The sequence below is a fragment of the Mycobacterium sp. NGS15 genome (assembly GCF_059813245.1).
The window spans coordinates 478,469-505,101 of the sequence record NZ_JCALEF010000003.1 but is presented as its reverse complement, the minus strand read 5'-3'; the positions used below and the strand labels follow the sequence as shown (position 1 = coordinate 505,101).

Genomic DNA, 26,633 nt, shown 5'->3' with positions numbered 1-26,633 from the left:
AAGTTCTGTGTCATGGATGAGGGCGCCATCATCGAATACATCGTCACGACCTTCCCGGACCTTCAACACGAGGTTGTGCAGGGCAATTGGTTCTTCTTCCGCGGCTCGGAACGCCAGATGCCCGTCATCACCCTGATGTCGAACGAGGCATTCGACACGTACTCCGGTCTGGGCCGACCGTCGGTGTATCGGCTCAACATCGGAGTCAGCGGTGGCACCTTCGCCAAGGTGGTCGCGGGCCAAGACGACGAACCCATCGATGCCGACTACACCGAGTTCGATCGAGTTCTCCCCCATCCCGAATACGGCGGCGCTAAATGGGTATGCGTGGTCAACCCGAGTGAAGACACCTTCGGTGAGGTGGTCCGTCCGCTGCTGACCGAGGCGTATGCGCGCGGTAGGAGCGACTAGCTGTCGTTGACGTGGGCCCACAGATGACGGGTGATGGCGGTCTCGCCAAGGGTCGGCAGAGTGGGCCCCTCGTTCTGGAAACCGTGTGCGGTGAGGGCGCCGATCAGGGGCTGGTCGTCGGCGCGCGCCGCAACCACGATCCGCCTCGTGGATGACGGAGCAACCGCCAGGTGCCCGGCCAGATCTGCGACAGCCGAAGTGAGCATTTCTTCGGAAGTACCAGGATGCGGCCTACCGATGAGCTCGGTGGTGGAGCTGCCCGGATCGACCGAAATCTCGACGTAACCCATGGCGTTGCCCGAAACATCCAACGCAACTTGGTTATTCGTGGCGGGTGTGGCGCGCCGACCCCGGTTGCGCAGTTCATAGCGCCCGCGTGCCAACATGTCGCTGAAGGACACCCTCGATCGGAAATCCGGAGCACCGACGGCTGCGTTGTCCGAGAGCGCATCTCGTGTCTGGCGTAGCGCCGTCAGATTCTCGGGGGTATTGCTCTGAAACCAAATCTGATGATCGGTGGGCCTACCGTCGTACATGCGCAGCCGACGGCAGGTCTGCAGCTTCGACCAGCCCACGGCCTGGGCTAGCCGCTGCACCGGAACATTCTGTACCGCCAGCGGTGCCACCGCGTGCGGGATGTCGGGATTGGCCTCGAATCCGGCGATGATCAGCGATGCCTGCGCCCACATGGTGACCGTGTGCGGAATGCCGGCGGTCCATGTCGATACTTCGGTGCCGCCCGTTCGTGGATGCCGGCCCGCCATGGCCAGGTGGCCGACCACGTGTTCACGGCCTCCACGGAAGTGGACGAGCAGACAAGAGACCGACCCCCGCGCCGCGTCGGAGAGTGCCTGCTTCCAGGTGTGAATCCACATGTAAGGAGAGTGCGCCGCCGACCATGTCATATCCGGGTGGCCGAACGCCGGCGCCAGCCGCTTCTCGTAGCGCAGGTTGGTTTCCCGCCACGATGCACCATCGGAGAGCCGCGGCGTGCGTAGCATCACCGTCATACCATCGATTTCGACCGGCCCCAGACATCGCGGAGTAGCCCCATCGCTTACACGCACCCCGGCAGGGTAGCGCACCAGGCGCAGGCAAATGCCGATTAATCGGCCACTGCGAGAAGGTGATTGCCGTGTACAGGGTGTCTATTTTGCGTGTGGACCCGCGAGGAGGGTCCACATCCGCAGGGTGGCATCGTCGCCACCCAGCGTCGGTGGCGCGTCGCCCTCGTCGATAAAACCAAGCGTGGCAAGCCGGTCAGCAAGGGTCGTGTCGACGTCGCTGACCGCAATGACTGTTCGGCGCGACCGGTCAGGGCGGGCTGTGAGCTGGCTCGCGAGGGCGGACAACGCCGAGACGCGGGCGTCGTCTGAGATCCGCGACTCGAATCGCGGCACCAATTCCGTTGTCGACGTGCCCACGTCGGAATGGACATCGATTGAACCGCCAGGCCGCGTGGCCACCGTCACGCGGTATCGCCCGTGGCCGGCAGGCTCGACCCGCACCACTTCCCCACTGGTGGTAGGCATTTCGAATGCGGGCTCGGATGGTGCCGTCCGCAGCGTGGCGCCGGCCAGCTGACGGGTTCGGATCGCCGCGAATCGGGCCCACGCCGACAGATGCTCAGCATCGGGCCGGCGGCCCCCCGCGGGCGTGAAACCTGTTCTCGTGGTGGGAATCTCTGAGAGCTGGTGCGTGGCCCAATCTCTGTATTCGGCGGTGTTGGCGACAATCCACATGTGATGGTCCGCCACCTGCCCGTCGTATCTACGCAGGGCTCGGCGTATCTGTAGCTGTCTCCACCCCATGGACTGCGAGAACCTGTTTGCGCGCACATTCGATACCGCGGTCGGCGCCAGCGCGTGCGGGATGGCGGGGTTTCCCTCGAAAGCGGAAAGCACCGTGGTCAGCTGCGCCCATCGGCTCGCCGCCGGGGGGACGTCCACCGCCCACGTGGAGATCTCGGCACCGCCGGTTCGGGGGTCTGTTCCGGTCATTGAGAAGTGGCCGACGACCCTCTCGGTGCCCTCATCGATCCTTACCAGCAGATATGACACTCCGCCGGCTCGCGCATCCGCAAGGGCAGAGCGCCAGGTATCCACCCAGATCACCGGTGAATGTGCGCTCTCCCAGTCCATGTCATCACGATTGAAGGCCGGTGAAAGCCGTTCGGCGAAGGTCAAGGCGGTCTTGCGCCAGGATGGACCGTCCGCAAGCCGGGGCGGCCGTAGCACCACCGTCACCCCGTCGATGGTGACGGGACCCCGGTCCACCGACGACCGGGTTTTGGATTTGCTAGGCACCGGGCCAGGCTACAGGAGATGAATTCGCTCCGCGATGATCATCAGGGGGCAGGCACCAGGACGAGTGGAACCCGCTTGGCGCCGATGAGGCGATGCGACACAGACTGTCCGAGCAGTGCGTCCCACACAGACGCCGGTCCGCCCCGTGGGCTACCCAGAATGATCATCAGCGCCGTGTACTGGTGCGCCACTGCGAGAATCGCGGCGGTCGCGGGCCCATGTGCGCGATGGTACTTCCATGCCACTTCTTGGCCGGAGAGCTCTTCCAGCGCCTCTGCCTCGGCGGCGGCAACAGCGATGCGCGCCTGAGCTTCCCAACTGTCCGTGTCGGGATCCACGGGTTCGTCGTCCATATCGAGGATGTGCACCACGTGTACGCACGCATCGAGGCGCCGGGCCAGATCAATCCCGAAATGCAGCGCGGCGGTGCTCGGCGGGTGTCTGTCCCATCCGACCACCAGATGCACATCGGGCTCGCCGGTCATAGTGACATCCTCACGCCGCCGACCACGCCAGCGCTAGTCCCGCAGCGCATGCGCCGACGGTGCCTAGCAGCGTGCCGAACGTGTTGTACAGGGCGAGAGACCACTCACGCCGCTCGATAAGTCGCACCGATTCGACGCTGGCGGTGCTGAAGGTTGTGTAGCCACCGCAGAAGCCGGTTCCCAGGACGGTCAGGAGTGCCGACGGCGGGTGGTGGAAGATCACCGTTCCCGCCAGTACGCCGATGACGGCCGACCCGGTGAGATTGATGAGCAGCGTCGCCCAGGGAAACAGGTGCGTACGTCGATGTTTGATGGCGGAATCGACGACGAATCGCAACACCGCGCCCAGCGCCCCGGCGAGCATCACGGCGATGACTGTCACGCCGAACCTCCCGAATATCGTGCGAGGGCCTGTGCGGCAGCGGCTATCCCGGCCATCGCGGCGGCCAAACCTGCGGCGATGCTGACCAATGCGTACCCCACCGCGATACCCGGAAATCCGTTGCGGGCCAGGGTGCTGATCTCCAGCGCGAGTGCGCTGTAGGTGGTGAAGGCACCGCAGATACCCGTTCCAAGAAACAACCGGGCGCGCCGGCGCCAGCCGCCATCGGGGCCCAGTAGCGTGAGGGTTTCCAGCAGCGCGCCCAGGATGAACGCTCCGGTGACGTTGACAGCGAATGTTCCCGAGGGCCACGACGTACCCGAGGCCGGCCACATCTGTTCGAACCAGTACCGCAGCCCGGTCCCGCACATGCCGCCGAGAAACACCCACAGCAGTGCATACGGCCGCAGATGTAGGGGTCGCGGGAACTTCTCGGCTTGCCCACCAGTCACATTCGTTCCCATCGTGTTACGGAATCATCAACACAGGAACTATCAGCCGTCAGTGGCGGTTCGGGACAAGCCCCGGCGAGATCCATCGCGCGTGACGAATATAGCGCGTGGACCGTCAGTACACGTCGCGGACGTAACGTTTCTCGGCCACGAGCCCCTTACGGAACTCGAGGGCCTCCTCGCCCGACAGCCGTCCGTGCTTCTGGGCAATCGTGAGCAACGCGCCGTCGACGTCTTTGGCCATGCGGCTGGCATCACCGCACACGTAGAGATGTGCACCCTCGGCGAGCCACCGCCACATCTGGGCGCCCTGCTCCATCATGCGGTGCTGGACGTAGATGCGTTTCTGCTGATCGCGCGAGAATGCCAGATCGAGTCGGCGCAGGGAGCCGTCGCGCAGGAAGCCGTCGAGCTCCTCGCGGTAGTAGAAATGCTGGGTGCGGTGCTGGTCGCCGAAGAACAGCCAATTGGGCCCGGTGTGTCCGAGCGCGCGACGCTCTTGGAGGAACCCGCGGAAGGGGGCGATACCGGTTCCGGGGCCGATCATGATCATTGGGGTATCCGAGGTACCGGGCGGACGGAAGTGCGGTGATCGCTGCAGGAAGATCGGTACGGGCAGGCTCTGCGCGCGGTCGGCCAGGAACGTGGACCCCACACCACCGCGGGCCGAGCCGTCCGGTCCGCGGTACCGGACGATGGAGACCGTCAACGCGACGGACTTCGGGCTGACCAGAGGGCTTGACGAGATTGAGTACTGGCGCGGGGTGAGCCTGATCAGGACTTGCTGCCACTCATCGATATCGGCGTGGATGGGAAATTCGTGAAGCACGTCGAGGGCGTTGCGGCCCTGCAGCCACAGGCCACGCGCCGCAGTGTCGGGGCCCCGCAACAACCTGACGGCGGGTTTGTCGCGGCGCCGGTCGGCGATGAAGCGCAGCAGATCGTCCGTCACGCGACATATGTCGTAGTGACTGGCGAGCGCGGTGGCCAACGGGAGTTCGCCGCCATCGATCGTGATGGGCATCTCCGCGTCGAAGCCGGTTGCAGTAAGCCAGCGTTGGACATCTTCGTCGCGGTTCGTCGGATAGATACCAAGTGCGTCGCCCACTGAATAGTCGACATCATGGCCGGTTAGGTCGAACTCGATGCGCCGTACTTCCTTGTCGGAACCTGGCGCGGAAAGGATCTCGTTGTGTGACAGCGCCGCCAGAATCGGTGCGTCGCGGGTGAACATTTCCGGCGCGGCCACCGGCAGCCCGTCGTTGCGTAACCGCCTGACCGCCTCCGCGCTGGCGGCGGTGCCTTCCCCGATGGCCTCCAGCAGGTCTGCGGTCCACGACGCGACCAGCGACCGGTCGGTGGCCTCGCCGTCCACTCGGCCGAGCACCGGGGTGGCGCCGAGCTCGTGAAGCCGGGCGTCGAGGGCCTTTGCGTGGCCGCAGAAATCCGCATAGGCGCGGTCTCCGAATCCCAGTACCGCATAACGCATGTGGTTCAGGGGTTTTGTCTCGCCGGAGAGCGTAGACCAGAATCGCGCGCCATTGTCGGGTGGCCCGCCCTCGCCGAAGCTGCTGGCGATGAGCACCGCCGTGCGGACCTCGCCAAGATCAGCGGGGTCACACTCGTCCATCGCGGCGATCGTCGCGGAGATCCCTGCCGTCGCCAATAGCTTGTGCACCGAGGTGGCCGCGATCTCGGCGTTGCCGGTCTGCGATGTCCACAGAATTGCTATGTCCCCCAGCGCTTGTGTGTGTGTCTCGGGCGTAGTACCGACTATCGCCCGCCCGGTGGGACGCAGCGCGACGGCGCTCACCTTGAACTCGGGTTGCAACGAATCCGGGTCAACGGCGTCATTGGTCACCGCGTTGATCGCCAGCCCCGGCCCCTGCGCGTCATTCCAGTGAAAGGGGACGAAACAGCTGCCACGCTTGGTTCTGTCGCTGATGATCGCGGGCAGCTCGGCGCTGCCCCGACGCGAGGTGATCTCGATAACGTCGCCCTCGGCGATCCCGAGGGTCGCGGCGTCGTGTGGATGAATCTCGACAAACGGTGACGGATGGAGCCGGTCGAGGGCCTTGATACGACCAGTCTTGGTGAGAGTGTGCCAATGATGTTGTAAACGACCGGTATTCAGGATCATGGGGTATCCGTCGCCCGCGAGCTCTGCGGGATCGCGGTGCGCCCGCGCATGGAACGCCGCCCGGCGCGATGGGGTCGGGAATGCCAGCCGCGGCATGGTGCCGTTCTCATCGACGTACAGGTCCTGGCTGATTCCGTCATTCAGGTAGCGAATCGGGTTACGGTCCCCCGCATTCTCGGGCGGGCAGGGCCATTGCACCGGCCCCTGGCGTAACCGGGCATAGCTGACACCACGCATGTCATATCCGGTGCGTGGATTCCAGAATGCGCGGATCTCCTCGAAGATCTCCTCGCTCGAGGAGTAGTCGAACGCATCGCCGAACCCCATCGCGGCGGCGACATCGCAGATCAAACGCCAGTCAGGCTGGGCATCGCCCGGCGCGTCGGCGGCCCGGTTTGTCAGCGTCACTGTGCGCTCCGAGTTGACCGATACGCCATCGGATTCGGCCCACAGCGCTGCGGGTAACAGCACGTCCGCGTAGTCGTTGGTGGCAGTGGCCAGGAACGCGTCCTGCGTGATCACCAGCTCGGCCCGTTGTAGACCGTCGATCACAGTCTGTCGATTAGCCACCGAAGCAACAGGATTCGTACAGATGATCCAGCACGCCTTGATATTTCCCGCAGCCATCTGGGCGAACATGTCGACCGTGCCGGCACCGAATTCCGTACGAAGGGAACCGGGTGCCAGGCCCCATTGCGTCTCGACGAACGCTCGATCGGCGGCAGATTTCACGGAACGCTGGCCCGGCAGCCCCGGGCCCATGTAGCCCATTTCCCTGCCTCCCATCGCATTTGGCTGGCCAGTCAGCGAGAACGGTCCACTACCGGGGCGGCAGATGGCTCCGGTGGCCAGATGCATATTGCAAATGGCATTGGTATTCCAGGTGCCATGAGTGCTCTGGTTGAGGCCCATCGTCCACAACGTCATCCATTCGCGCGCCTCCCCGATCCATCGGGCGGCAGTACGAATATCGTCCTCGGCCAGCCCGGTGATCGCTGCTACCACCGGAGGTGGGTAGCCGGCGAGGAACTCCGGCATTCCTGCCCAGCCCTCGGTGTGTTCGTCGATGAATTCGGAATCGATATCACCGTTTTCGACAAGCAGATGCAACAGCCCATTAAGCAGGGCTAGGTCGGTACCCGGACTGATCTGCAGATACAGATCGGCGCGTTCGGCGGTGGCGGTGCGGCGTGGATCGACCACGATCAGCCGTGCGCCGTTGCCGAGCTGGTCGGCCATGCGCAGGAACAGAATTGGATGGCAGTCGGCCATGTTGGCGCCGATGACGAGGAACAGGTCGCTCTGCTCGATATCGGAATACGCCCCGGGAGGTCCGTCGGCCCCCAACGATTGCGTGTATCCGGTTCCGGCACTTGCCATGCAGAGACGAGAGTTCGATTCGATCTGCGTGGTGCGGATGTAGCCCTTCGCGAGCTTGTTGGCGAGGTACTGCGCCTCCAGGCTCATCTGACCGGATACGTACAGCGCGACGGCGTCGGGTCCGTGGGTGTCGAGGATCTGGCGTAACCGCCGGCCCGCCTCGGCGGTTGTTGCCGCCAACGGTGTGGGAACGGGCTCCTGTCCGCGCGCGGGACGAATATGTGCCGTCGTCATGCGTCCGTCGGCGGACATCAGCTGGGCATGGGTGGCGCCCTTGGTGCAGAGGCGGCCGTGGTTGCTCGGGTGTAGGGCATCGCCCTCGACGGTTGCGATGGTGACCGGCCCCGCCGAACTCGTGTCGGGGCGCACGACGACACCGCAGCCGACACCGCAATACGAGCAGGCGGCGCGGCGCGCGGGGGGTGGCGCGCTCAGTTCGGTCACCCCGCCATGGTGAATCACGCAGATTCCCGAAATCTTCCGCCGAGGTTATCCGGCTGTCACGGCGTCCTCACCGCAAGAATCTACCGTGCGTGAGGTGGCGGGCTCGCTTATGCCACCTCGTTAAAGCACCGACGAACCAGGTGTTCCACTAACATCAGCAGCGGGTCGACGCTCGTTTCCTCCGTACACATACTCGAAGGAGCTAGACATGGTGTTGAACATCATTTGGATGATCATTCTTGGCCTGATCGTTGGCTGGATCGCCCGGTTGATCGTGCCCGGCAAGGAGAACTTCGGCTGGATCGTGACAGCGTTGCTGGGCATCGTCGGTGGTTACGTCGGCGGGACGCTGGGGAGCCTGGTGTTCGCCCCACACAAGTTCACCGTTACCCCGCCGATCAATCACGCCTTCCTCGGTGCGTTGGTCGGCGCGGTGATTCTGCTGGTCGCCTACAAGTTCATCGCGGGGAAAACTAAGAGCTGATCAGCGCGAACCTGCGGCTTGCCGGTAACGCCGGCTACCGCCGACAGCTACGGTCTGCTTACGCGAAGCGTGGTACCCGAAGCCCGACCGTGCCAGGCGGTTGCTCCACCGTTCCTATAGTCCGACTCACCATCGAAAATTGTGGTGGTCAGAACTGCCCCGAGAGCTAGACGGGCACTCCCGGCGCGGGTGGCGCCGCAGGCGGTGCGGGCTGAGCCGGCGCGGCCGGTTCGGGAGCTGGTGCACCCGGTGCCGCAGGCGCCGGTGGCGGCTGGTTGGGATCGGCCGGAGGGGGCGCCGGCTGGTTGGGATCTGCCGGCGGGGGCGCCGGCTGGTTGGGATCGGCGGGCTGCCCGGCCGGAGGCGTCGCAGGAGTGGGCGGGGTCCATGGGCGAACCGAATCGGTCAGGGCCTTGGCCACTCCCTTGTCCACCGGCGAGGCTGCCGTGCCGAGCCAGACGATGAACCAACGATCCTTGCCCTTACCCACGGCTGCGGCCCAGATCTGACCGGGCTCCTTGGCGGCGTCGTCGAATTTGACCTCGTAGTACGAGGATGCCGCGGGCATGCCGGCTACCTCAAAGCTCTGATCTTCCTGGTTGACGCGGTTGCCCGGGTACGGCATGAAGAACTCGCCCATATCCGATGCCAGCCTGCGGGCGGCCTTCTGGTTATCGGGCTCGGCCCCGGCGAAGAGCTTGAGATCGAGGCGACCCAGCAGGATGCTTCCGTTGGGTGCGGCCGGATTGGTCAGTAGCGCCGAACCGTATGTGAGCCTGCGTGCATCCGACAGTGCCCAGCCTTGGGGCACAACATAACTGAATCCACCCTGGTCATTGTTGACCCGTCCGCCGTCTGCCGGCGCGCCGGGTGCCGGCGTCGCGGGCGCGGGTGCGCCGGGTGCCGGAGGTGGCGCGGGCGCGGGTGCGGGTGCGCCGGGAGGAGGTGTCGTCACGGTCGTCGGCGTCTCCGGGTTGGGTGCCGGTTGACCGGGCGCCGGCGTTGCGGGTGGCGGAGGCGCATCGGTGGTCACCAGGTGAATATCCGTCGCGCGTACGGACATCGGCGCCTGATCAGCCGGTCCGGCAACAAGCGTGATGGCGCCTGCCCCTGACAGCGAGGCGACCGCGATGGCCGCCGCCATCACTCGTGTCCGTTGCGCCCGCTTGCCCGCCGATGTTGCCCGTGGTTGCTGCATGTCAATGAACGTACCGTTTTGTCCTGCACGTGCAAGCCTAACCGGCAATCGGCGCGCCCGATTTGCCGAGCGCTGCCAGTGGCGCCACTTCACGATCATTCGATGCGGTGGCAAGGGGTTTGGCTGACCAGAAGCAAACATAGGTTTCCTTTCAAAGGCTACCGAAATCCACGTCCCCAGCTATTGCGCCGCCTGAACGACAACCTCGTAGGCCTTCACGGCAAAGTATGCCGACGCCCCGGGCGCCAGCTTGAGTTCTGCCGCGGCGGCCGCGGTGATATGTGCGCTGAATATCGTGGCTCCAGCGGTTGCCGTTACAACCACGGTGTCTGCATGGGCACTCAGGGTTGTTACCGATACGGCGATGACGTTGCGCGGGCTGCCGCCAGGCGGGGACAGATGCACGCTGACGGCACGCGGCCCGAACACCGCGACGGCGCGCTGGCCCTGTGTGTGGCCTCCGGTACCGGACCACACACCATGGATGACAAGGTCGCCGACGCGGAGTGCGCCGTCCTCGCCCACGGCTCCCTCAAGGAGGTTCACTCCCGCGAACCGGGCGCCAAACTGGCTGGTCGGACGGGACAACACCGTGGTGGTTTCCCCCAGCTCGGCGATGCGGCCGGCGTCCAGCACCATCACACGGTCGGCGACCGCGACCGCATCCATGATGTCGTGAGTCACGATCAGAGCGCTTTGTCCGCCGCGTCCCAGCACCCGCCCGAGCAGCGCGCGGATGGCGGGGGCACTCTCCGCGTCGAGACCGGACAAAGGCTCGTCGAGCAGGACCAAGTCGGGCCCGGTGGCCAGCGCACGTGCGATGGCGACCCGCTGCGCCTGTCCCCCGGATAGTTCACCGGGCCGGCGACCAGCGAGATCGCGGGCGCCGACCGATTCCAGCCAGTGGTCTCGAGCGCCGGACACCTCGCGGCGAGGCCGGTCACGCATCCCGAACTCGACATTGCCCGCGACCGTCAAGTGCGGGAACAACAATGCTTCCTGCAGCAGAAGTGCCGTCCGCCGCCGGTGAGTGGGGATGAACGTGCCAGTGGCGCAGTTCGTCAGCATGTGGTCGCCGAGCCATATCTCACCGGAATCGGGCCGTAGCAGTCCGGCGATGAGCCCCAGCAACGTGGACTTACCGGCCCCATTCGGGCCGACGATCGCCAGCGTCTCGCCGGGCGCAACGGTGAATGTGGCATGCACTCCGCGGCCGGAATGCCCTGCGTCGAATCGCAGTTCACTCATCGCAGTTCACTCATCGCCGCCGTCCATCTTGTCGCCATCCATCCGAACGCCAGGCTCGTGCGCCGACGACAGCCAGAACAATCGCCGCCACCGCCACCAGCAGCAGTGAGAGCGCCACGGCCGACTGCGCATCGGATTCACGCTGCAAGTAGATCTCCAACGGCAGGGTGCGCGTGACGCCCTGACGTGATCCCGCGAACGTCAAGGTGGCGCCGAATTCACCCAGCGAGCGCGCGAAGGCCAACACGGTGCCCGACATCAGCGCCGGCATCACCAGCGGCAGCGACACACGACGCAGCACGGTGGTCGGCGGCGCCCCCAGGCTTGCCGCCACATGGTCATAGCGCTCCCCCGTCGTGACCAGCGCGCCCTCGAGGCTGATAACGAGGAACGGCAGCGATACGAAGGTCTGCGCCAGAACGACGGCGGAGGTGGAGAACGCTATACGGATTCCGGCGGCATCCAGGTAGTGCCCGAGCAGCCCGAGCTTGCCGAAGGCGTACAGCAGGGCGATTCCGCCGACGACCGGTGGCAGCACCAGGGGCAGCAAAATCAACGGTCGTAACAGCCGGGTGAGCAACCCGGGCCCGCGGGCCAACACGAGGGCCAACGGCACTCCCAGCAGCAGGCACAGTGCCGTGCTCGTCAAGCATGTTCTGAGGCTGAGCGTCAGTGCTGCCCGCGAAGCGGGACTGGTGACCAGCTCCGGGAACTGAGCCCAGTCGGCCTTCACAACGAGTGCCAGCAGCGGCAGCACGATGAGCAGCGCCCCGATGGCCGCCGGCAGATACACCCACCGGGGCAGACCGGGTGCCCGAGTCACGGCGCGGAGAACCCCGCCGCTGCCAGAGTCTTGTGTCCGACGTCCCCGGTGACGGTTTCGATGAACTGATTCGCGCGCTCTGGATTGCGTGAATTCGCGGTCACCGCAATCGGATAGGTGTTGACGATGGACCGGGCTTCGGGGAAGGCGACGGCGGTGACCTTGTCGCCCGCGGCCCTGGCATCGGTGACGTACACCAGACCGGCGTCGGCTTGTCCTGCGGCCACCTTGTTGAGCACGTCGGTCACCGAGGACTCCTCGCTGACCGGATTCAACGGCACCCCAGTCTCTTTGGAGGCCGTGACGGCAGCCGCGCCGCACGGTACCTGCGGCGCGCACACCACCACGTCGAGACCCGGACGCGCCAGGTCGGCGAAGGTGGCGATGCCCTTCGGATTACCCGGGCCGGCGACGATCGTGAGCGTGTTGGCGGCGAAGTCGACGGGATTGATGACCGCGTGCGCCTTCCACGCCTTGTCCATATTGGCCGAATCCGCGGTGGCCAGGACGTCGGCCTGGGCGCCCTGGGTGAGCTGCGTGACCAGATCCGAGGAGCCGGCGAAGGTGAACTCGACCGTCGTTCCGGCGTGAGTGGACTCGAAAGACTTCCCGATCTCGGTGAACGCCTTGCGTAGCGATGCGGCGGCCAGCACGTGTAACTGGACGGTGGCATTCCCAGGACCTGTCGACGAGTTCGTCGCGCTGTCGGCGGGTGTCGTTCGTGAGGCGCAACCGGACATTGCCAGCGAACTGGTGAGGAGAACCGCGGCGAGTAGTTTCCATGCTCTGCTGGTCAGGAGAATCCATGCTCTGCTGGTCACCGCCACAACCCTAGCCGTCGGCCGGGCGATACGCGGTGGTCGAGGGTATTGCTACCGTCCAGTAATATTGGGCGTCAAACCCGTGCGACCCGGCCGCCAAATCCGGGGTATGAGGTCCGGGTTGTGTCACGATCAAGCTGATCAGGCCTGACTTCAGGTGCGGATTGGTAAGGCTTGCAGGAAAGGTAAGGAAGGTACCGCCATGGACGTACTGGTAACCGGAGCGGTTAACGAGGTCGGCCGGGCGGTGGCTGCGGAGTTCCGCAACGCCGGCCATCGGGTCGTCATCACCGGCCCCAACGCGGACGAGTTGGAGATCGCCGCCAAGGAACTCGAGGTCGACGCCATCGTGTGCGATAACTCCGACCCCGACAGCCTGGAGGAGAACCTCGAGCTGTTCCCCCAACACCTCGACGCCATCGTCAACATCCCCAACCCGGTCTGGAGCGAGCCCGGCCCGCATCTGGGCAGCCTCACCGATACCGGAGAGGCCTGGCTCTCGCGGTATGAGTCGAGCGTGCTGACCGCGGTACTGACGGTGCAGGCGATCGGAGACCACCTGCGTTCCGGTGCGGCCATCGTCAATCTGTGCACGTTGGGCACCCGTGACCGATCGGGTGCAACCACCGCCGCCAAGGCTGCACTTTCAGCGTGGACCGCCGAGCAGGCCGAGCGGATGGGCACCCGCGGGATCACCATCAACACCATCGCACCCGGGCAATCGGCTGATGCCAATTACGACGGCCTGGACAGCGCCGAGGATGCGCGCGATCTGATCGGCGCCGAGATCGCTCGGCTGGCGTTATTCCTCACCAGCCCCCAGGCGCGTCACATCACCGGTCAGACCCTGCACGTCAGCCGCGGTGTCCCGGCCGGCGTTAGCTGACCGCAGCTGGAGTGCACTCCAGCTCTAGATTATCGAATTGCCTTGCAGGGCAAGACAGTAATGCCGCATCGGCGGATCGCGCGTAGGCTGGCCGAGTGACTATTCGGCTCGGATATCAGATCCCCAATTTCTCCTACGGCACCGGCGTGGCCGAACTCTTCCCCACCGTGGTCAGTCAGGCGCGCGAAGCGGAGGCGTCGGGTTTCGACACGGTCTTCCTGATGGATCACTTCTATCAGCTGCCGATGATCGGCACCCCGGATCAGCCCATGCTGGAGGCCTACACGGCCCTGGGTGCGCTGGCGAGTGCCACCAGCACCATTCAGCTGTCCACCCTGGTGACCGGCAATACCTATCGAAACCCGACGCTGCTCGCCAAGGCCGTCACCACGCTCGATGTGGTCAGTGGTGGACGCGCGATCTTGGGCATCGGTGCGGGATGGTTCGAGCTGGAACATCAGCAGCTCGGGTTCGATTTCGGCACATTCACCGACCGCTTCGAGCGGCTGAGCGAGGCGCTCGAGATCATTCCGCCCATGCTTCGCGGTGAGCGCCCCACCTTCGGCGGCAAGTACTACCGCGCCGAGACGGCGCTGAACGAGCCACGGATCCGTCCGAACATACCGATCATGATCGGCGGCAGCGGCGAGAAGAAGACGTTCGGTCTGGCGGTGAAGTATGCCGATCACCTGAACCTGCTCAGCTCGTTGGACGAGATCCCGCACAAGCTGTCGGTGCTGAGGCAACGGTGCGAAGAAGCCGGCCGGGACCCGTCCACGCTGGAAACCTCTGCCTTCTTCTCGGTATTCATCGACGATGATTCGGCGACGGCCTGGAAATCGGCCCGCGAGCAGCTACGGAAGAACGGCATCGATCTGGAGACCCTTCCCGAGGACGCCCGTGCACAGGTGCTCGGACGCACCCTGGTGGGTAGCCCCGAGGAAATCGCCGAGCAGGTGCAGACGCGGGTTCTCGATCAGGGAATCGACTCCGTCACCCTCAACGCGACAGCCAACGGGCATGTCCCCGGCGTGGTCGAACTGATCGGCAACACTCTTCGTCCGCTGTTCAAGGACTAGTCGGCCGGATTCGTCCTCTCGCGCGCAATCCTTCGGCAGGATGTGGGATATGGGCGCACCGTTCAGCTTGCAACCTGCCGCCACGGCTGTGGATGCACTTCTTCCGGGCGTGTCGGATGATGCGCTGGACTATCCGACGCCCTGTGCCGAACTCACAGTCCGGGCGCTACTGAACCACCTGATGGGCTTGTCGAGGGCCTTCCGGTACATCGTGCAACCCGAGGAGGCCGCGGCTCTCGATATCGACCTGTCGGGCCCGTATCGACCTGTCGGGCCCGTCCTTCACCGAGGACCTCGATCCGCAGTGGCGGACCTTGTTGCCGCAACGTCTCGCCGACCTTGTCGAGGTCTGGGCGCGGCCCCGGTCATGGGTTGGCGAATCGACCATCGCGGGAACCGTGATGCCCAATGACCAGGTGGCGATGGTGGCCCTCGATGAACTGGTACTGCACGGCTGGGATTTGGCAGCCGCGACCGGTCAGCCATTTGACCTACCCGAGGGCACAGATCCGGGTCTGTACGGATTCATCAGTGCCCTCGCATCTGACGGCGGAATTCCCGGCTTGTTCGGTCCGCAGCGGCCTGTTTCCCCCGGTGCTCCACAGTTCGATCACATGCTCGCCATGTCGGGACGTGATCCAGGCTGGCGGTCACAGGGTGTGTGAGATATTTCGCTAAACTAACTGACGCGACGTGAGGGGAAATCCCGACTACGGTTGGGGTGTTGCACCAAGTGTCAGACAAGGTGAATAAGCCCAGTTGAGACACCATTTGATGAGGAGTGATCGATGAGCACGACACCAGACGCCGCCAGCTCAGCGGCGCCTGTCGAGGCCAATCCGAAGCCCAAGATCAAGGACGCGCTGACACCGAAACACCGGGTCGTCATCATCGGGTCGGGGTTCGGCGGCCTGACCGCCGCTAAGACACTCAAACGTGCCAACGTCGATGTCACGCTGATCGCGCGCACCACTCATCACCTGTTCCAGCCGCTGCTGTACCAAGTGGCCACCGGAATCATCTCCGAAGGGGAGATCGCTCCCCCGACGCGGCAGATCTTGAAGGACCAGGACAACGCGCAGGTCGTTCTCGGCGATGTGACGAGCATCGACCTGGAGAATCAGGTGGTCCACTCCTCGCTGCTGGGGCATGACTACTCCACGCCGTACGACAGTCTGATCGTCGCCGCCGGCGCGGGTCAGTCGTACTTCGGAAACGACCACTTCGCCGAGTGGGCCCCGGGCATGAAGTCCATTGACGACGCTCTCGAGCTGCGCGGCCGCATTCTGGGTGCCTTCGAGCAGGCCGAGCGCTCCAGCGATCCCGTTCGGCGTCGCAAGCTCATGACCTTCACCGTGGTGGGTGCCGGTCCGACCGGCGTCGAGATGGCCGGGCAGATCGCCGAACTGGCCAACGAGACCCTCAAGGGCACCTTCCGGCACATCGACCCGACCGATGCGCGGGTCATCCTGCTCGATGCCGCGACGGCTGTGCTGCCGCCCTTCGGTCCGAAGCTGGGAGACAAGGCACGCAAGCGCCTAGAGAAGCTCGGCGTCGAAATCCAGTTGGGCGCCATGGTCACCGACGTGGATCGCAACGGCCTGACCGTCAAGCATTCCGATGGCACCGTGGAGCGCATCGAATCCTGGTGCAAGGTGTGGTCCGCAGGTGTGTCCGCGAGCCCCCTGGGCAAGAACTTGTCCGAGCAGTCGGGTGTGGAGCTGGATCGTGCCGGACGTGTGAAGGTCGGCCCGGACCTGTCGATTCCTGGCCACCCGAACGTCTTCGTGGTCGGCGACATGATGGCGGTCGATGGCGTGCCCGGGGTGGCTCAGGGCGCCATTCAGGGTGGACGCTACGCGGCCAAGCAGATCAAGGCCGAGCTGAAGGGGCGTAGTGCCGCAGAACGCCCCCCCTTCAAGTACTTCGACAAGGGCTCGATGGCCACCGTGTCGCGATACAACGCGGTGGTGAAGATCGGCAAGCTGGAGTTCAGCGGATTCATCGCCTGGCTCAGCTGGCTGGCGCTGCACTTGGTCTATCTGGTCGGGTTCAAGAATCGTCTGGTGACTCTCATCCTGTGGTCCATTGCGTTCGTGACGCGCTCGCGCGGCCAGATGGCGATCACCGAACAACAGGCTTGGGCGCGGACACGTCTGGATCAGCTTGAAGAGCTGGTCGCGGAGAAAAGCGGCGACGATGAACAGGTTGCACAGCCTGACGAGGAAAAGGCCGCGAGCTAGCCGGGTTAGCCGGGCGGAAGGCGCGGCCCCTGCCAGGTCAGCAGGGTGGCGTCGCCGGCGAGGCGCAGCACGGTGGCGTCGGCCGGGCTCGGCAGTGTGAAATCTGTTGCTGGGTAGCGCAACTCGCTGATCAGTGCCAGGGGGCGGCCCAATTCGTCATCGGTCACCGATCCCGCGCCGAGTTCGACGCGATGGCGCAGCAGCGGGCGGTCGTCGACATCCGCGTCGAGCTGGCCGCTCCAAAATCCCGACGACTCCCCGGCCCTGCCGATTTGCACACGCTCGCGCAGCCGCAGGCTCGCATTGACCGATCCGCGCACGGTGACCTGAGAGTGGTGGCGGGCGTTCGCCGCCACGATGGTGGGCGCCGGGTCGAGATCCAGCCTGCCCGCCACCGAGCAGTCCCACGCTGTCCAGGACTGCAGGGTGTCGCGGCCGGGCAGGGCAACCGCGGCCGCCACGGATCGCACCCGCAACAGCACTCCTTCACCGACTTCGATGTGCACCGAAATCTCATCGCCACCAAGCGGACTCGCCGCCACCCCGACCAAGTGCACGGTGTCGGCATCGGTGAGTCGGCCCTGCAGGCTGCCCGAACAGCGCAGCCGTGGGAGTCTTCCCTTCTCCGCAATGATCTCGACGTCAGTGCGCATCTGGATCTGTCGTGCTTAGTGCAACCGGCTCATCGAGATGGCCCCGGACCCAGCTCAATACCTCCGAGGCCGTCGGCTCCTCGGTCAGCGAGATCATCGCGGTTGGCCGGCCGTCGCGTACGGCCGCCGCATCACGGGCCATCACGCCCAGGTCCGCCCCCACCATGGGCGCGAGATCGGTCTTGTTGATGACCAGCAGATCAGAGAACGTGACGCCGGGGCCGCCCTTGCGTGGCACCTTGTCGCCACCGGCAACGTCGACCACGAAGATCTGCACGTCGATCAGGCCCGAGGAGAAGGTGGCGGTGAGATTATCGCCGCCCGATTCGACGAGGATGAGGTCGAGCGGATCATTGGTGGCGATGAGATCCTCGATGGCATCAAGGTTCGCGGTGATGTCGTCGCGGATCGCGGTGTGCGGGCAGCCACCGGTTTGCACCGCGGTGATGCGCTCATCGGGCAGCACCGCATGGCGGCGCAGAAAGTCGGCATCCTCGGTGGTGTAGATGTCGTTGGTCAGCACCGCCACCGAGATCTCGTCGCGCAGCGTGCGGCATAATGCGGCAACCAGCGCGGTCTTGCCCGACCCCACCGGCCCGCCGATCCCGATGCGCAGCGGCTCCCCCGGTTGACGGACCCGGCGCGGCCTGTCGATGTGCTGATGGGGCTGGCCGTCGAGGAGATGCGGTGGCATGTTGATCCAATCGTGGTTGTGCGTGTGAAACCGTGTGAAGGCTACGAAACAAACAGCGGGCGTTCGCGTGTGAGATGCCGCTCGGCGAGCACATCCAGGAGCGGGTCCGACAGGCAGGCCAGCCCGGAATTGGCCAGCGTCGCGGTCTCCTCGCAGAGGCCCGTCAGGGCCAGCGTGCCGACCGCCACCTCGGACGGGTCCAGCGCCAGTAGTCGCTGTCCTGCCGTGGCGGACCCGGTCAAGGTCGTGTACACGACGACGAGGGCGATATCGCGGCCCGACAAACCTGCTGCCGCGCCAATGACGCCGTACACCACGGCCAGATGCGGCTGCCGGCTGTGCGCGCGCCAATCGATATGCGGCCAGGCGATCCCGGCCAGACGCTTGAGTCCCCGGCCCTGGGCGCGAGAGGCGTCTCGCGATGCCGCTGACGGGGTACGTGCGTCCGTTTCGGCATCTGCTCGCACCGGATCCAGCTGTCCCGACGTGACGGCGGCAGCGATGGACGCCGCGACAAGGCCATGAGTCCGGATACGTCGCCGCAGGTAGGCGGTGAGCGTCGCACAGTCCCGCACGAGGCCCTGGGTAATCGCCTCCTCCACCCCGCCGGAATGCACGTGCGAGCCGGTCGGCAATCGGGAGTCCGCCAGCGACAGCAGCAGCGCTGTCGTCGCGGATGTGTCGGTGGACCCCATCAGAACAGGAAATACCGTTGCGCCATGGGCAGTTCCGTGGCCGGCTGTTCCTGCCACACCTCACCGTCGATACGTACGGTGAAGGTATCCGGATCGACTCGGATCTCCGGCATCGCGTCATTCAAGGGCAGGTCGGCCTTGCCGCGATGACGGACGTCGCGGGTCGGAACCAGTCTGCGCCGCAAGGCAAGCCGCGCGGCGAGGTCGTCCTCGATGGCCGTCGGTGAGACGAAATGTACGGCCAGCCCCGGGGCCACGTTGGGCATGGCGCCGAACATGGGCCGCGGCAGCACGGGCTGCGGGGTCGGAATGGAGGCATTGGCGTCACCCATGGCCGCCCACGCGATCGCACCGCCCTTGATGACGACGTGCGGCCGGACCCCGAAGAACGCCGGTTCCCACAGCACCAGATCGGCCAGCTTGCCGACCTCGATGGAACCCAGCTCGTGATCGATGCCGTGGGTAATCGCCGGGCAGATGGTGTATTTCGCGACATACCGGCGGACACGGTTGTTGTCATTGCCTTTGGCTCCGCCCGGGTCCCCTTCCAGCGCACCGCGGCGCTTCTTCATGACATGCGCGGTCTGCCAGGTGCGCATCACCACTTCGCCGATGCGCCCCATGGCCTGGCTGTCACTGCCGATCATCGAGATAGCACCGATATCGTGCAATAGGTCCTCGGCCGCGATCGTGGATGGACGAATCCGGCTCTCGGCGAAGGCAAGATCTTCCGGTACGGCGGCATTGAGATGGTGGCAGACCATGAGCATGTCGAGATGCTCGTCGAGAGTGTTGACGGTGTGCGGGCGCGTGGGATTGGTGGAGCTGGGCATCACGTTCGGATGGCTGGCCACGGTGATGATGTCTGGCGCATGGCCGCCACCGGCACCCTCTGTGTGGTAGGCATGGATCGCGCGTCCGGCGATGGCCTCCAGAGTGCCTTCGACAAAACCTGTTTCGTTGAGGGTGTCCGAATGCAGGGCGACCTGAACATCCGCCTCATCCGCGACGCGCAGGCAGGCATCGATCACCGCGGGTGTGGTGCCCCAGTCCTCATGCAGCTTGAAACCTGCCGCGCCGCCGCGCAATTGCTCCCACATGGATTCGGGGTTGACGGTATTGCCCTTGCCCAGCAGCAGCACGTTCACCGGCCATCTGTCGAGTGCTTGCAGCATGCGGCCCAGATGCCATGCGCCGGGTGTCACGGTGGTGGCCTTGCTGCCCTCGGCGGGACCGGTGCCACCACCGATCATGGTGGTGATGCCACCGCCGATGGCCTCGTCGACCAACTGTGGACAGATGAAATGGACGTGACAGTCGATGCCGCCCGCCGTGACGATCCGGTCGTTGCCCGCGATGATCTCGGTGGACGGGCCGACGATCAGCTGGGGATGGACTCCGTCCATGATGTCCGGGTTACCGGCCTTGCCGATGCCGACGATACGGCCATCCCGAATGCCAATGTCGGCCTTAATGATTCCCCAGTGGTCGATGATGATGGCGCCGGTGATGACGGTGTCGGGCGCTCCTTCGGCGCGGGTAAGGCGGCTCTGCCCCATCGACTCGCGCAGCACCTTGCCGCCGCCGAAGACCGCCTCCTCACCCGCCAAACCGGGACCGCCACATCGATCTTCGGTGATCTCGATGAGCAGATCGGTATCGGCCAGTCGGATGCGATCACCGGTCGTCGGTCCGTAGAGCTTGGCGTAATGCTCCCGCGATACCCGGGTCATGCGGGTTCACCGCCATCCAGCCGCCCCGGAGCGTCGAGTGTCAGTCCGTGCACTTCACGGCGACCGCGTAGGGGTACCAGCCGAACCTTCTGGGCGACACCGGGTTCAAAGCGAACGGCGGTACCCGCCGGGATGTGTAAGCGGTGTCCGTGCGCGGCCTCCCGGTCGAAGTCGAGTGCCGGGTTTGACTGGGGGAAGTGAACGTGGCTGCCGACCTGGACCGGGCGGTCTCCGGTGTTGACGACGTCGAGCTCGAGGACGGTCGCGCCCGCGTTGAGTTCGATGGCGTCTGATGCGAACAGGTATTCGCCGGGAATCATATGGCTCATCCGATCGGGTGGTGCACAGTAACGAGTTTGGTGCCGTCGGGAAAGGTCGCTTCCACCTGGACGTCCGGGATCATCTCGGGCACGCCATCCATGACGTCGTCACGTCCGAGGACCTCGCGGCCACTGGCCATCAATTCCGAGACGGTGCGGCCATCACGGGCACCTTCGAGGAGATGGTCGGTGATGATCGCGATCGCCTCGGGATGGTTGAGGCGCAAGCCTCGGGCCTGGCGGCGTCGCGCCAATTCCGCCGCATAGGAGATGAGCAGCCGTTCCTGCTCGTGCGGGGTCAATCGCATAAGGGGCGATCCTGCCACGATCCGGGCGACCCGGCATCGCCGACGTCTTACCGGTACCGATGCGTTTTGCCGTGCGGTCGGGATCTCGAGTGCGAGAATCCTCGGAAACGCGCTGGGTGTGGAGTCGATCAGGAGGGTGCGCGATGCGGTACGGAATGAATGTGGGGTGCGTGGTGTCGGCTGCGCTGTTGATAACCGGATGCAGCCAGCCCAGTGAGGGGATCAAACCGGTTTCCGCGCCGACTACCACCGTCGCGGACATGCCGATGACGGCCGGCACGTCGGCTCCCGCGTCCATCCCCGCGACCACCAGGGCACCGGCGCCGCCACCTCTGGTGGTGACCCCGGAGAAGATCGATTCGATCCTGGGCTCGCGTGCCGATGTGGGGAAGATCCTGGGAACCACGCTGGAATACGACGACAACACGTCGGCACCGCCGACCGATGCGGTGGGCGGCGCTGGGGATTGCGTGAATCTCGACAATCCGCGAGCCAGCCAGTTGGGATCCGAATGGACCACCTACCGCTGGAACTACTACCGAGAGACCAAGGACACGACCGCGTACATCGTGAGCCAGATCGCCGTTCTGTATCCGTCCCGCGAGGAGGCCGCGGCGGCATTCTCACGGGCATTTCCCACATCCACGTCGAGGGCATGCGTGAACGCGGAGATCTCCAAACAGGATCAACAGTGGAAGATCACCAACATCGCGGAAATCAGCGATACCGCGGCCCGATGGACTCAACTCCAGGTCAACCAAAGCGCGACCTGGCACTGCTTCTTCGATTTCCGTAACAAGAACAACGCGCTCTTCGGGACCTACCTATGCCAATACGGCGACGGCGTGCCCGGCGTGACGACCATTACCGACCGGATCGCCGCCTGGATCCCGCAGTGAAAAGAATGGCCGTGACGACAGAATCCGCGTACCGAAAGGCGGCCGTCGCAGTGTGTACCGCGGTTGTCCTGACCGGGTGCTCATTATTCGGGGGTGGCGAGAAGGACCCGGCGACATCCGGGCCATCGACGGCATCGGGTGCATCGAAGACGTCGGCAACATCGGCGGTGGATGCGATCAGTCCCGATGAGGCCAACTCGCTCATCGTCCCCAAGAAGGACGTCTCCGAGCTCATTGGCTCGACTCTGGAATACGAGGGGAAGTCTTCGAACCCGCGAACCTCGACGATCGAGGGCAAACAGTCGTGCCAGGCTCTCATGGTCCCGCTGGCGGTAGACGTCGGCGACAAATGGACGACCTACCGCGATGTCTGGTACCGGGAGGACAAGGACACGTTCACGCACTCGGTGACCCAGCGCGTATTGCTCTACTCGTCGAAAGATGATGCCAGGGAAACTTATTCGAAGGAGTTCCCCGCCGACGTCGGTGGTTGCACGGGCGAGGAACTGAAAGTTGACACCGCGACCTGGCGTGCATCCGTGCGTGGGACATCGGCGGACCGTGCGCAATGGGTGCTCGACGAGATCGTCGACGGACGACCCTCGGGATGGCGCTGCATGTTGGAGGCACGCATCATCGACAACCTGCTTCTCTCGGCGACGGTCTGCCAGCTCGGCAACGGAGGTCCGGCGGTAAAAGCGATTACGGACCGGATGGCGGCGGCCACCGAACCGAGGTAGGCGATCGGTCCTGGCGTGCGTGTAACACTGGGCGCCAGCGATCCGATGTAGCCATGATTTGGGTCGATACGGGTCTGAAATCGGCAGGGAGGGACTTGGATGCGTCACGTGTTGGCTGTCGGATGGCTTGGCCTGGCAGCGATGCTCGCGGTGAGTTGTGGGACGGAGACCGGCGGCATCAAGCCGATACCGGTCGGTGCCACCGAGACATCGGCACCGGCCGATCATGGGCAGGACGGGGCGATCGCGAGCCCCAAGTCCAGTGCTCCACCGGTCACCACCTCGCTCGAACCGCCGGCGCCGGTGATCGTCACGCCCGACAAGGCGGAGTCGATCATCATCTCTGCCGACGATGTGGGCAGGCTGGTCGGATCACCGCTCACGTACGAGTTCAAGTCCACTCGACCCAGCGATGCCTCCGCGACCGGCAAGTGTCAGGCACTTACCGGGCTGCGCAGCGAGAGCCTCGGTGACGAGTGGACCACCTACCGAGGCTCTCGGCTGCAGGAAACTCAGGATCGGTACGACCACATCGTCTGGCAGGCGGTGGCTCTGTTCCCCGATGCGAAGGCCGCCGCGAGCCAGCTGCAGGCCGCGTATCCCCCGTCGCTGGCCTCGTGCGCGGACTCTCGCCAGACCGAGGGCGATATCGAATGGCGGATTGGCCCGTTCTCGAACAACGGCACCAGTGTGACGTGGGTGCGACAAGAGCTCAAGGACGGAAAACCGGCGGGATGGCGGTGTTTCTACGACTATCGGGCCAAGAACAACGCGCTCTTCGGGAGCCTGTTGTGCCAGAACGGCAACGGCACCCCGATAGTCACCGCGATCGTCGACCGTATGGCCGAATGGATTCCGGCATGATCGCGGCCAAGAACATGAGAGGGGGCCTCATGGCGGGCACAACAGCGCGGGCCGTGTTGTGTACGGCGGCGATCGCCGCGCTAGCGCTGTCCGGATGTTCCGGCCAGCAGGAGGCGACAGGAACATCGACGTCGGCCGCCACCACAACGGCGTCGCGGACCGCACCCGCGCCGGCCCCGGCTCCGGCCAGCAGCGGGCCCGCGGGTCTGACGGGGTGGCCCGGGCAGGACAAGGTCACCGAGGATGCCATGGTTGCGGCGCTGTTCACCGGCGAGGAGATCGCCAAGGTCTTCGACACGGAAGTCGCCAGGACGAACAAGCGGGACGAGCCCTTTAAGGCGACCGAGTCTGACGATGCCAGTTGCAATGTGACGCAGGGACTTACCGTCGAGTCGGTGGGCAAGGACTACGAGGCGTTCCGCGGGGCCGAGATGTTGCTCGGCGACGCCACGAACCCGGACGCTCAGGTCTACCAAGGGATCGCGGCATACAAGGACAAGGACGCGGCGCAGGCGCAGTTCTCGACGGCAGCCGATGAGATCAACGAATGTGACGGAAAGACGTACAACTTCACCGATCCCGGCGGACGAAAGGTGCCTGTGGCGGTGTCGGTCTCATCGTCGAACGCCAAGAAGGTGAATTGGGCCCTTGCCTACGGGCCGAGTAAGTATCGCTGCTTCGTGTCCTACAACGGTGTCGCGAATGTGATTGTTCAGACCCAGATTTGCGCGCGAAGCAACTCAAAGCAGCTGGTGCAGAAGATGGCCGACAGGATTGTCGACAAGCTGCAGCTGAGCTGACCAGCCACCTGGATTCAGCGGGGACTGGATCCGGGCGGGGGCGAGGATGGCGGCCCGACCATCGGGGGGCCGGCCGACATCTCTCGAAATGAGCTCGGGTGGGCGCCCGGGGGCCGCGCCCACCCGGGTCTCACAGGTTCTGTAAGCGGACCTGTCCGCGTGCAATCGTCCGGTTCTCGTCGTCGGCGATGGTGACGAGCCACAGCTGCTGACGGCGGCCTCGGTGTATCGGCGTGGAGGTGGCAGTGAGTGTGCCCGACGAGATGGCACGCAGGAAGTCGGTGTTGTTGTTGACTCCGACCACCGCGCTTTCCTCCCCCAACACGTTGGCGCGCCAGATGTACCCGGAGACGCTCGCCACGCTTTCGACCACCGAGCAGTACACGCCGCCGTGCACGATCCCGTTGGGTTGCAACAGGTTCTCGGTGATCGTCAGGGTGGCGGACACTCCCTCGGGTGTCAGCGAGGTGTATTCGAGCCCCACGAGCTTGTCGAAGGGCGCGGTAGGCATCTTGCTGAGGTGCTCCGGCGTGTCTGGCATGCGATGTTCATATCAGTGCGGCATCCCCTAACGAAGAAGTGCCCCACCTGCCGAGGCAGGTGGGGCACTTCCTTCGAGTGGACCGGGGGTCTCTGCAGCCCTCAGGACTCCGGCACGGTCCGGGTGTCTGGTCGCGCTGTAGCGCGTTCGACATCTGTAAGGATAGGCAAGGCTGTCCTAAATTGCAAGGGCTTTGTGGCGGACCGGCAATCCGAGTGTCATGAAGCGGTCAAGGATTGCCTGTCCGCGTCGCATTCCATCGGTTTCGCTCGAGCGCGCCAGCAGCGGAACATGGGTCGCCGCCCCCACCACGGTCGAGCCGACCAGTTGCCACATCTGGCCGATTTCCATGGTGCCGGAGCTGATCTGCGACAGTCGCGTGAACAAGGGGGCGAGGGCGCGATGGCAGCGGTGTGCGGTCCACGCGGCGAGTGCGTCCTCACCGGGGAAGGCCACGACCTGACCCCGGTCCCGGTCCGGGTCGTCGGGTAACACGCGCAGCGTCGGGTCCACAACCCCCGCCCAATCGATGCAGCCCTCGGAATCGAAGTAGACCCACAAGTTCCCTAGGCCCGGATCCCAGGCGCGTCCCTCCAGCACGACCAGGGCAACCAATCGGCCGACCACGGTGTGGACGAGAGCGTCGGCGAGCTGGTGGACGGCGACCGTATCGCTACCGGTCTCGTCGATGGCACGGGCGTACATCCGCTCAAGCCGGTCGGTGTCCAAGGCGCGTGCCAGCGGCCACCATCGGCGCCGGCCGACATCGGACATGACGGCGACGCCGTACGCCCGGGGGCATTCGGGATACAGCTCGCGAAGCCGGGCGCTCGATTCGTGCAGCGGCAGTGATTGGCGGATGGACATCCCGGCGATCAGCGGATCGTCGGCGATGAGACTCCTGGTCGAAGTGCATCGATCGATGGCCAGTGTCACAGTTGGCAGCCTCCCTTCACGTAGACAAGATAGGTAAGCCTAACCACATGTAGGATGACATCGCCAGGTGCGGGTGCTGTGAGTGCCCTCACCGAAGCGCCTGATCATTGCGCCGTGTAGGCAGCGAGCGGCCCGCACCGTCCAGGACCGGGTGAGACCACATCGAGGGCTGGAACAAAGACCGGGCTATGGATCGTTGGCTGTCAGAAGAAGTACGACCGGATGTAGTACGGCATTGCGTCGGAGGTAAACGTAGAATGTTCGGAATGGCACGCCTGGGCGAACTTGAACGCGCGGTGATGGACCATCTGTGGTCCTCCCCCGAGCCCCAGACTGTGCGCCAGGTCCACGAGGCATTGTCGGCGCGGCGTGACCTCGCCTATACGACCGTGATGACCGTGTTGCAACGTCTCGCCAAAAAAGATCTGGTGGTTCAGCACCGCGATGACCGCGCGCACCGCTACGCGCCCGTGCACGGCCGCGACGAGCTTGTCGCGGGTCTGATGGTGGACGCGTTGGCGCAGGCCAACAACTCCGGTGCCCGCGAGGCGGCGTTGGTGCACTTTGTGGAGCGTGTCGGCCCTGATGAGGCCGACGCACTGCGTCGTGCATTGGCCGAGCTCGAAGCGAAAGATCCATCTGCTGGCGGCAGCCCCACTGAGTAAGGG

General features: G+C 64.9%; 30 protein-coding genes and 1 riboswitch. Of the genes, 12 read left to right on the top strand and 18 right to left on the bottom strand.

Annotated elements, in window-relative coordinates; genetic code table 11:
• Positions 1-12: 12 nt before the first annotated feature.
• Positions 13-411 carry a DUF6194 family protein gene (locus AC5Y5C_RS10100; protein WP_499971427.1) on the top strand — a complete coding sequence of 133 codons (399 nt, stop codon included), beginning with the start codon at positions 13-15 and terminating at the stop codon, positions 409-411.
• Here the strand turns inward: AC5Y5C_RS10100 and AC5Y5C_RS10095 are convergent.
• The 6 genes from AC5Y5C_RS10095 to AC5Y5C_RS10070 all read right to left on the bottom strand — a co-directional run bounded on the left by AC5Y5C_RS10095 (position 408) and on the right by AC5Y5C_RS10070 (position 8,000).
• Positions 408-1,421 (bottom strand): GNAT family N-acetyltransferase, encoded by a 1,014-nt coding sequence (locus tag AC5Y5C_RS10095; RefSeq protein ID WP_499971425.1) that lies wholly within the window; start codon positions 1,419-1,421, stop codon positions 408-410. The two genes, AC5Y5C_RS10100 and AC5Y5C_RS10095, sit on opposite strands and share 4 nt — an antisense overlap.
• A 138-nt stretch (positions 1,422-1,559) precedes the next feature.
• The gene (locus AC5Y5C_RS10090) at positions 1,560-2,717 is read right to left on the bottom strand and encodes a GNAT family N-acetyltransferase (RefSeq protein WP_499971423.1); all 1,158 of its coding nucleotides are present in this window, start codon (positions 2,715-2,717) and stop codon (positions 1,560-1,562) included.
• 41 nt (positions 2,718-2,758) lie between these two features.
• The gene (locus AC5Y5C_RS10085; protein WP_499971421.1) at positions 2,759-3,202 is read right to left on the bottom strand and encodes a universal stress protein; all 444 of its coding nucleotides are present in this window, start codon (positions 3,200-3,202) and stop codon (positions 2,759-2,761) included.
• Positions 3,203-3,212: 10 nt separating this feature from the next.
• The gene (locus AC5Y5C_RS10080; RefSeq protein WP_499971864.1) at positions 3,213-3,566 is read right to left on the bottom strand and encodes a fluoride efflux transporter FluC; all 354 of its coding nucleotides are present in this window, start codon (positions 3,564-3,566) and stop codon (positions 3,213-3,215) included.
• Between the two features lie 14 nt (positions 3,567-3,580).
• Complete coding sequence (locus AC5Y5C_RS10075; protein WP_499971419.1) at positions 3,581-4,048, bottom strand: fluoride efflux transporter FluC; 468 nt, start codon at positions 4,046-4,048, stop codon at positions 3,581-3,583.
• 14 nt (positions 4,049-4,062) lie between these two features.
• A riboswitch (Fluoride riboswitch) is annotated at positions 4,063-4,135 on the bottom strand.
• A 16-nt stretch (positions 4,136-4,151) separates the two neighbouring features.
• A complete protein-coding gene (locus tag AC5Y5C_RS10070; protein WP_499971417.1) occupies positions 4,152-8,000 on the bottom strand; it encodes a bifunctional nitrate reductase/sulfite reductase flavoprotein subunit alpha in 3,849 nt (1,282 codons plus the stop codon).
• A gap of 208 nt (positions 8,001-8,208) precedes the next feature.
• Between AC5Y5C_RS10070 and AC5Y5C_RS10065 the strand changes: the two genes are divergently transcribed.
• Entirely contained in the window at positions 8,209-8,484 is a 276-nt protein-coding gene (locus AC5Y5C_RS10065) for a GlsB/YeaQ/YmgE family stress response membrane protein (protein WP_499971415.1), read from the top strand.
• A 166-nt stretch (positions 8,485-8,650) separates the two neighbouring features.
• On the opposite strand, the gene AC5Y5C_RS10060 is transcribed toward AC5Y5C_RS10065, so the two are convergent.
• From AC5Y5C_RS10060 to modA, 4 genes are all read right to left on the bottom strand, one after another.
• Positions 8,651-9,682 (bottom strand): APA family fibronectin-binding glycoprotein, encoded by a 1,032-nt coding sequence (locus tag AC5Y5C_RS10060; RefSeq protein WP_499971413.1) that lies wholly within the window; start codon positions 9,680-9,682, stop codon positions 8,651-8,653.
• A 180-nt stretch (positions 9,683-9,862) separates the two neighbouring features.
• Entirely contained in the window at positions 9,863-10,930 is a 1,068-nt protein-coding gene (locus tag AC5Y5C_RS10055) for a sulfate/molybdate ABC transporter ATP-binding protein (protein ID WP_499971411.1), read from the bottom strand.
• Positions 10,931-10,940: 10 nt separating this feature from the next.
• Positions 10,941-11,753, bottom strand: coding sequence for an ABC transporter permease (locus AC5Y5C_RS10050; protein ID WP_499971409.1), 813 nt, complete (start codon positions 11,751-11,753; stop codon positions 10,941-10,943).
• The gene (modA, locus tag AC5Y5C_RS10045; protein WP_499971862.1) at positions 11,750-12,493 is read right to left on the bottom strand and encodes a molybdate ABC transporter substrate-binding protein; all 744 of its coding nucleotides are present in this window, start codon (positions 12,491-12,493) and stop codon (positions 11,750-11,752) included. The genes AC5Y5C_RS10050 and modA overlap by 4 nt, the downstream gene beginning before the upstream one ends.
• Positions 12,494-12,776: 283 nt before the next feature.
• On the opposite strand from modA, the gene AC5Y5C_RS10040 reads away from it, so the two are divergent.
• The 5 genes from AC5Y5C_RS10040 (at position 12,777) to AC5Y5C_RS10020 (ending at position 16,782) form a co-directional block, all read left to right on the top strand.
• Positions 12,777-13,460 (top strand): SDR family oxidoreductase, encoded by a 684-nt coding sequence (locus AC5Y5C_RS10040; protein ID WP_499971408.1) that lies wholly within the window; start codon positions 12,777-12,779, stop codon positions 13,458-13,460.
• Positions 13,461-13,555: 95 nt separating this feature from the next.
• Positions 13,556-14,539 carry an LLM class F420-dependent oxidoreductase gene (locus AC5Y5C_RS10035; RefSeq protein ID WP_499971406.1) on the top strand — a complete coding sequence of 328 codons (984 nt, stop codon included), beginning with the start codon at positions 13,556-13,558 and terminating at the stop codon, positions 14,537-14,539.
• A gap of 40 nt (positions 14,540-14,579) precedes the next feature.
• Positions 14,580-14,951: a maleylpyruvate isomerase N-terminal domain-containing protein gene (locus AC5Y5C_RS10030; protein ID WP_499971404.1), complete on the top strand. Its 372-nt coding sequence runs from the start codon at positions 14,580-14,582 to the stop codon at positions 14,949-14,951.
• A complete protein-coding gene (locus AC5Y5C_RS10025) occupies positions 14,857-15,204 on the top strand; it encodes a DinB family protein (RefSeq protein WP_499971402.1) in 348 nt (115 codons plus the stop codon). Before AC5Y5C_RS10030 ends, AC5Y5C_RS10025 begins: the two co-directional genes overlap by 95 nt.
• 123 nt (positions 15,205-15,327) lie before the next feature.
• Positions 15,328-16,782 carry an NAD(P)/FAD-dependent oxidoreductase gene (locus tag AC5Y5C_RS10020; RefSeq protein WP_499971400.1) on the top strand — a complete coding sequence of 485 codons (1,455 nt, stop codon included), beginning with the start codon at positions 15,328-15,330 and terminating at the stop codon, positions 16,780-16,782.
• Positions 16,783-16,787: 5 nt separating this feature from the next.
• Here the strand turns inward: AC5Y5C_RS10020 and AC5Y5C_RS10015 are convergent, their stop codons facing one another.
• From AC5Y5C_RS10015 to AC5Y5C_RS09990, 6 genes are read right to left on the bottom strand one after another with little or no spacing between them, the layout of a single operon-like run.
• Positions 16,788-17,435 (bottom strand): urease accessory protein UreD, encoded by a 648-nt coding sequence (locus tag AC5Y5C_RS10015; protein WP_499971398.1) that lies wholly within the window; start codon positions 17,433-17,435, stop codon positions 16,788-16,790.
• The gene (ureG, locus tag AC5Y5C_RS10010; protein WP_499971396.1) at positions 17,425-18,129 is read right to left on the bottom strand and encodes an urease accessory protein UreG; all 705 of its coding nucleotides are present in this window, start codon (positions 18,127-18,129) and stop codon (positions 17,425-17,427) included. The genes AC5Y5C_RS10015 and ureG overlap by 11 nt, the downstream gene beginning before the upstream one ends.
• 41 nt (positions 18,130-18,170) lie before the next feature.
• Positions 18,171-18,824, bottom strand: coding sequence for an urease accessory protein UreF (locus tag AC5Y5C_RS10005; protein ID WP_499971394.1), 654 nt, complete (start codon positions 18,822-18,824; stop codon positions 18,171-18,173).
• Positions 18,824-20,557, bottom strand: a complete 1,734-nt coding sequence (locus AC5Y5C_RS10000) for an urease subunit alpha (RefSeq protein WP_499971392.1) — start codon at positions 20,555-20,557, stop codon at positions 18,824-18,826. Before AC5Y5C_RS10000 ends, AC5Y5C_RS10005 begins: the two co-directional genes overlap by 1 nt.
• Positions 20,554-20,877 carry an urease subunit beta gene (locus AC5Y5C_RS09995; protein WP_499971390.1) on the bottom strand — a complete coding sequence of 108 codons (324 nt, stop codon included), beginning with the start codon at positions 20,875-20,877 and terminating at the stop codon, positions 20,554-20,556. The genes AC5Y5C_RS10000 and AC5Y5C_RS09995 overlap by 4 nt, the downstream gene beginning before the upstream one ends.
• Positions 20,878-20,882: 5 nt before the next feature.
• Positions 20,883-21,185 (bottom strand): urease subunit gamma, encoded by a 303-nt coding sequence (locus tag AC5Y5C_RS09990; protein WP_499971388.1) that lies wholly within the window; start codon positions 21,183-21,185, stop codon positions 20,883-20,885.
• Positions 21,186-21,328: 143 nt separating this feature from the next.
• Here AC5Y5C_RS09990 and AC5Y5C_RS09985 point away from each other — a divergent pair, with 143 nt between their 5' ends.
• From AC5Y5C_RS09985 to AC5Y5C_RS09970, 4 genes are all read left to right on the top strand, one after another.
• Complete coding sequence (locus AC5Y5C_RS09985; protein WP_499971386.1) at positions 21,329-22,084, top strand: sensor domain-containing protein; 756 nt, start codon at positions 21,329-21,331, stop codon at positions 22,082-22,084.
• Between the two features lie 5 nt (positions 22,085-22,089).
• Entirely contained in the window at positions 22,090-22,824 is a 735-nt protein-coding gene (locus AC5Y5C_RS09980; protein ID WP_499971384.1) for a sensor domain-containing protein, read from the top strand.
• 99 nt (positions 22,825-22,923) lie between these two features.
• Entirely contained in the window at positions 22,924-23,688 is a 765-nt protein-coding gene (locus AC5Y5C_RS09975) for a sensor domain-containing protein (protein ID WP_499971382.1), read from the top strand.
• Complete coding sequence (locus tag AC5Y5C_RS09970) at positions 23,673-24,488, top strand: sensor domain-containing protein (RefSeq protein WP_499971380.1); 816 nt, start codon at positions 23,673-23,675, stop codon at positions 24,486-24,488. Before AC5Y5C_RS09975 ends, AC5Y5C_RS09970 begins: the two co-directional genes overlap by 16 nt.
• Before the next feature lie 130 nt (positions 24,489-24,618).
• Here the strand turns inward: AC5Y5C_RS09970 and AC5Y5C_RS09965 are convergent, their stop codons facing one another.
• Together AC5Y5C_RS09965 and AC5Y5C_RS09960 are read right to left on the bottom strand one after the other, a co-directional pair.
• Complete coding sequence (locus tag AC5Y5C_RS09965; RefSeq protein ID WP_499971378.1) at positions 24,619-25,029, bottom strand: PaaI family thioesterase; 411 nt, start codon at positions 25,027-25,029, stop codon at positions 24,619-24,621.
• A 177-nt stretch (positions 25,030-25,206) separates the two neighbouring features.
• Positions 25,207-25,965 (bottom strand): iron reductase, encoded by a 759-nt coding sequence (locus AC5Y5C_RS09960; protein ID WP_499971376.1) that lies wholly within the window; start codon positions 25,963-25,965, stop codon positions 25,207-25,209.
• A 257-nt stretch (positions 25,966-26,222) separates the two neighbouring features.
• Between AC5Y5C_RS09960 and AC5Y5C_RS09955 the strand changes: the two genes are divergently transcribed.
• Entirely contained in the window at positions 26,223-26,630 is a 408-nt protein-coding gene (locus AC5Y5C_RS09955; RefSeq protein ID WP_499971374.1) for a BlaI/MecI/CopY family transcriptional regulator, read from the top strand.
• Positions 26,631-26,633: the final 3 nt, after the last annotated feature.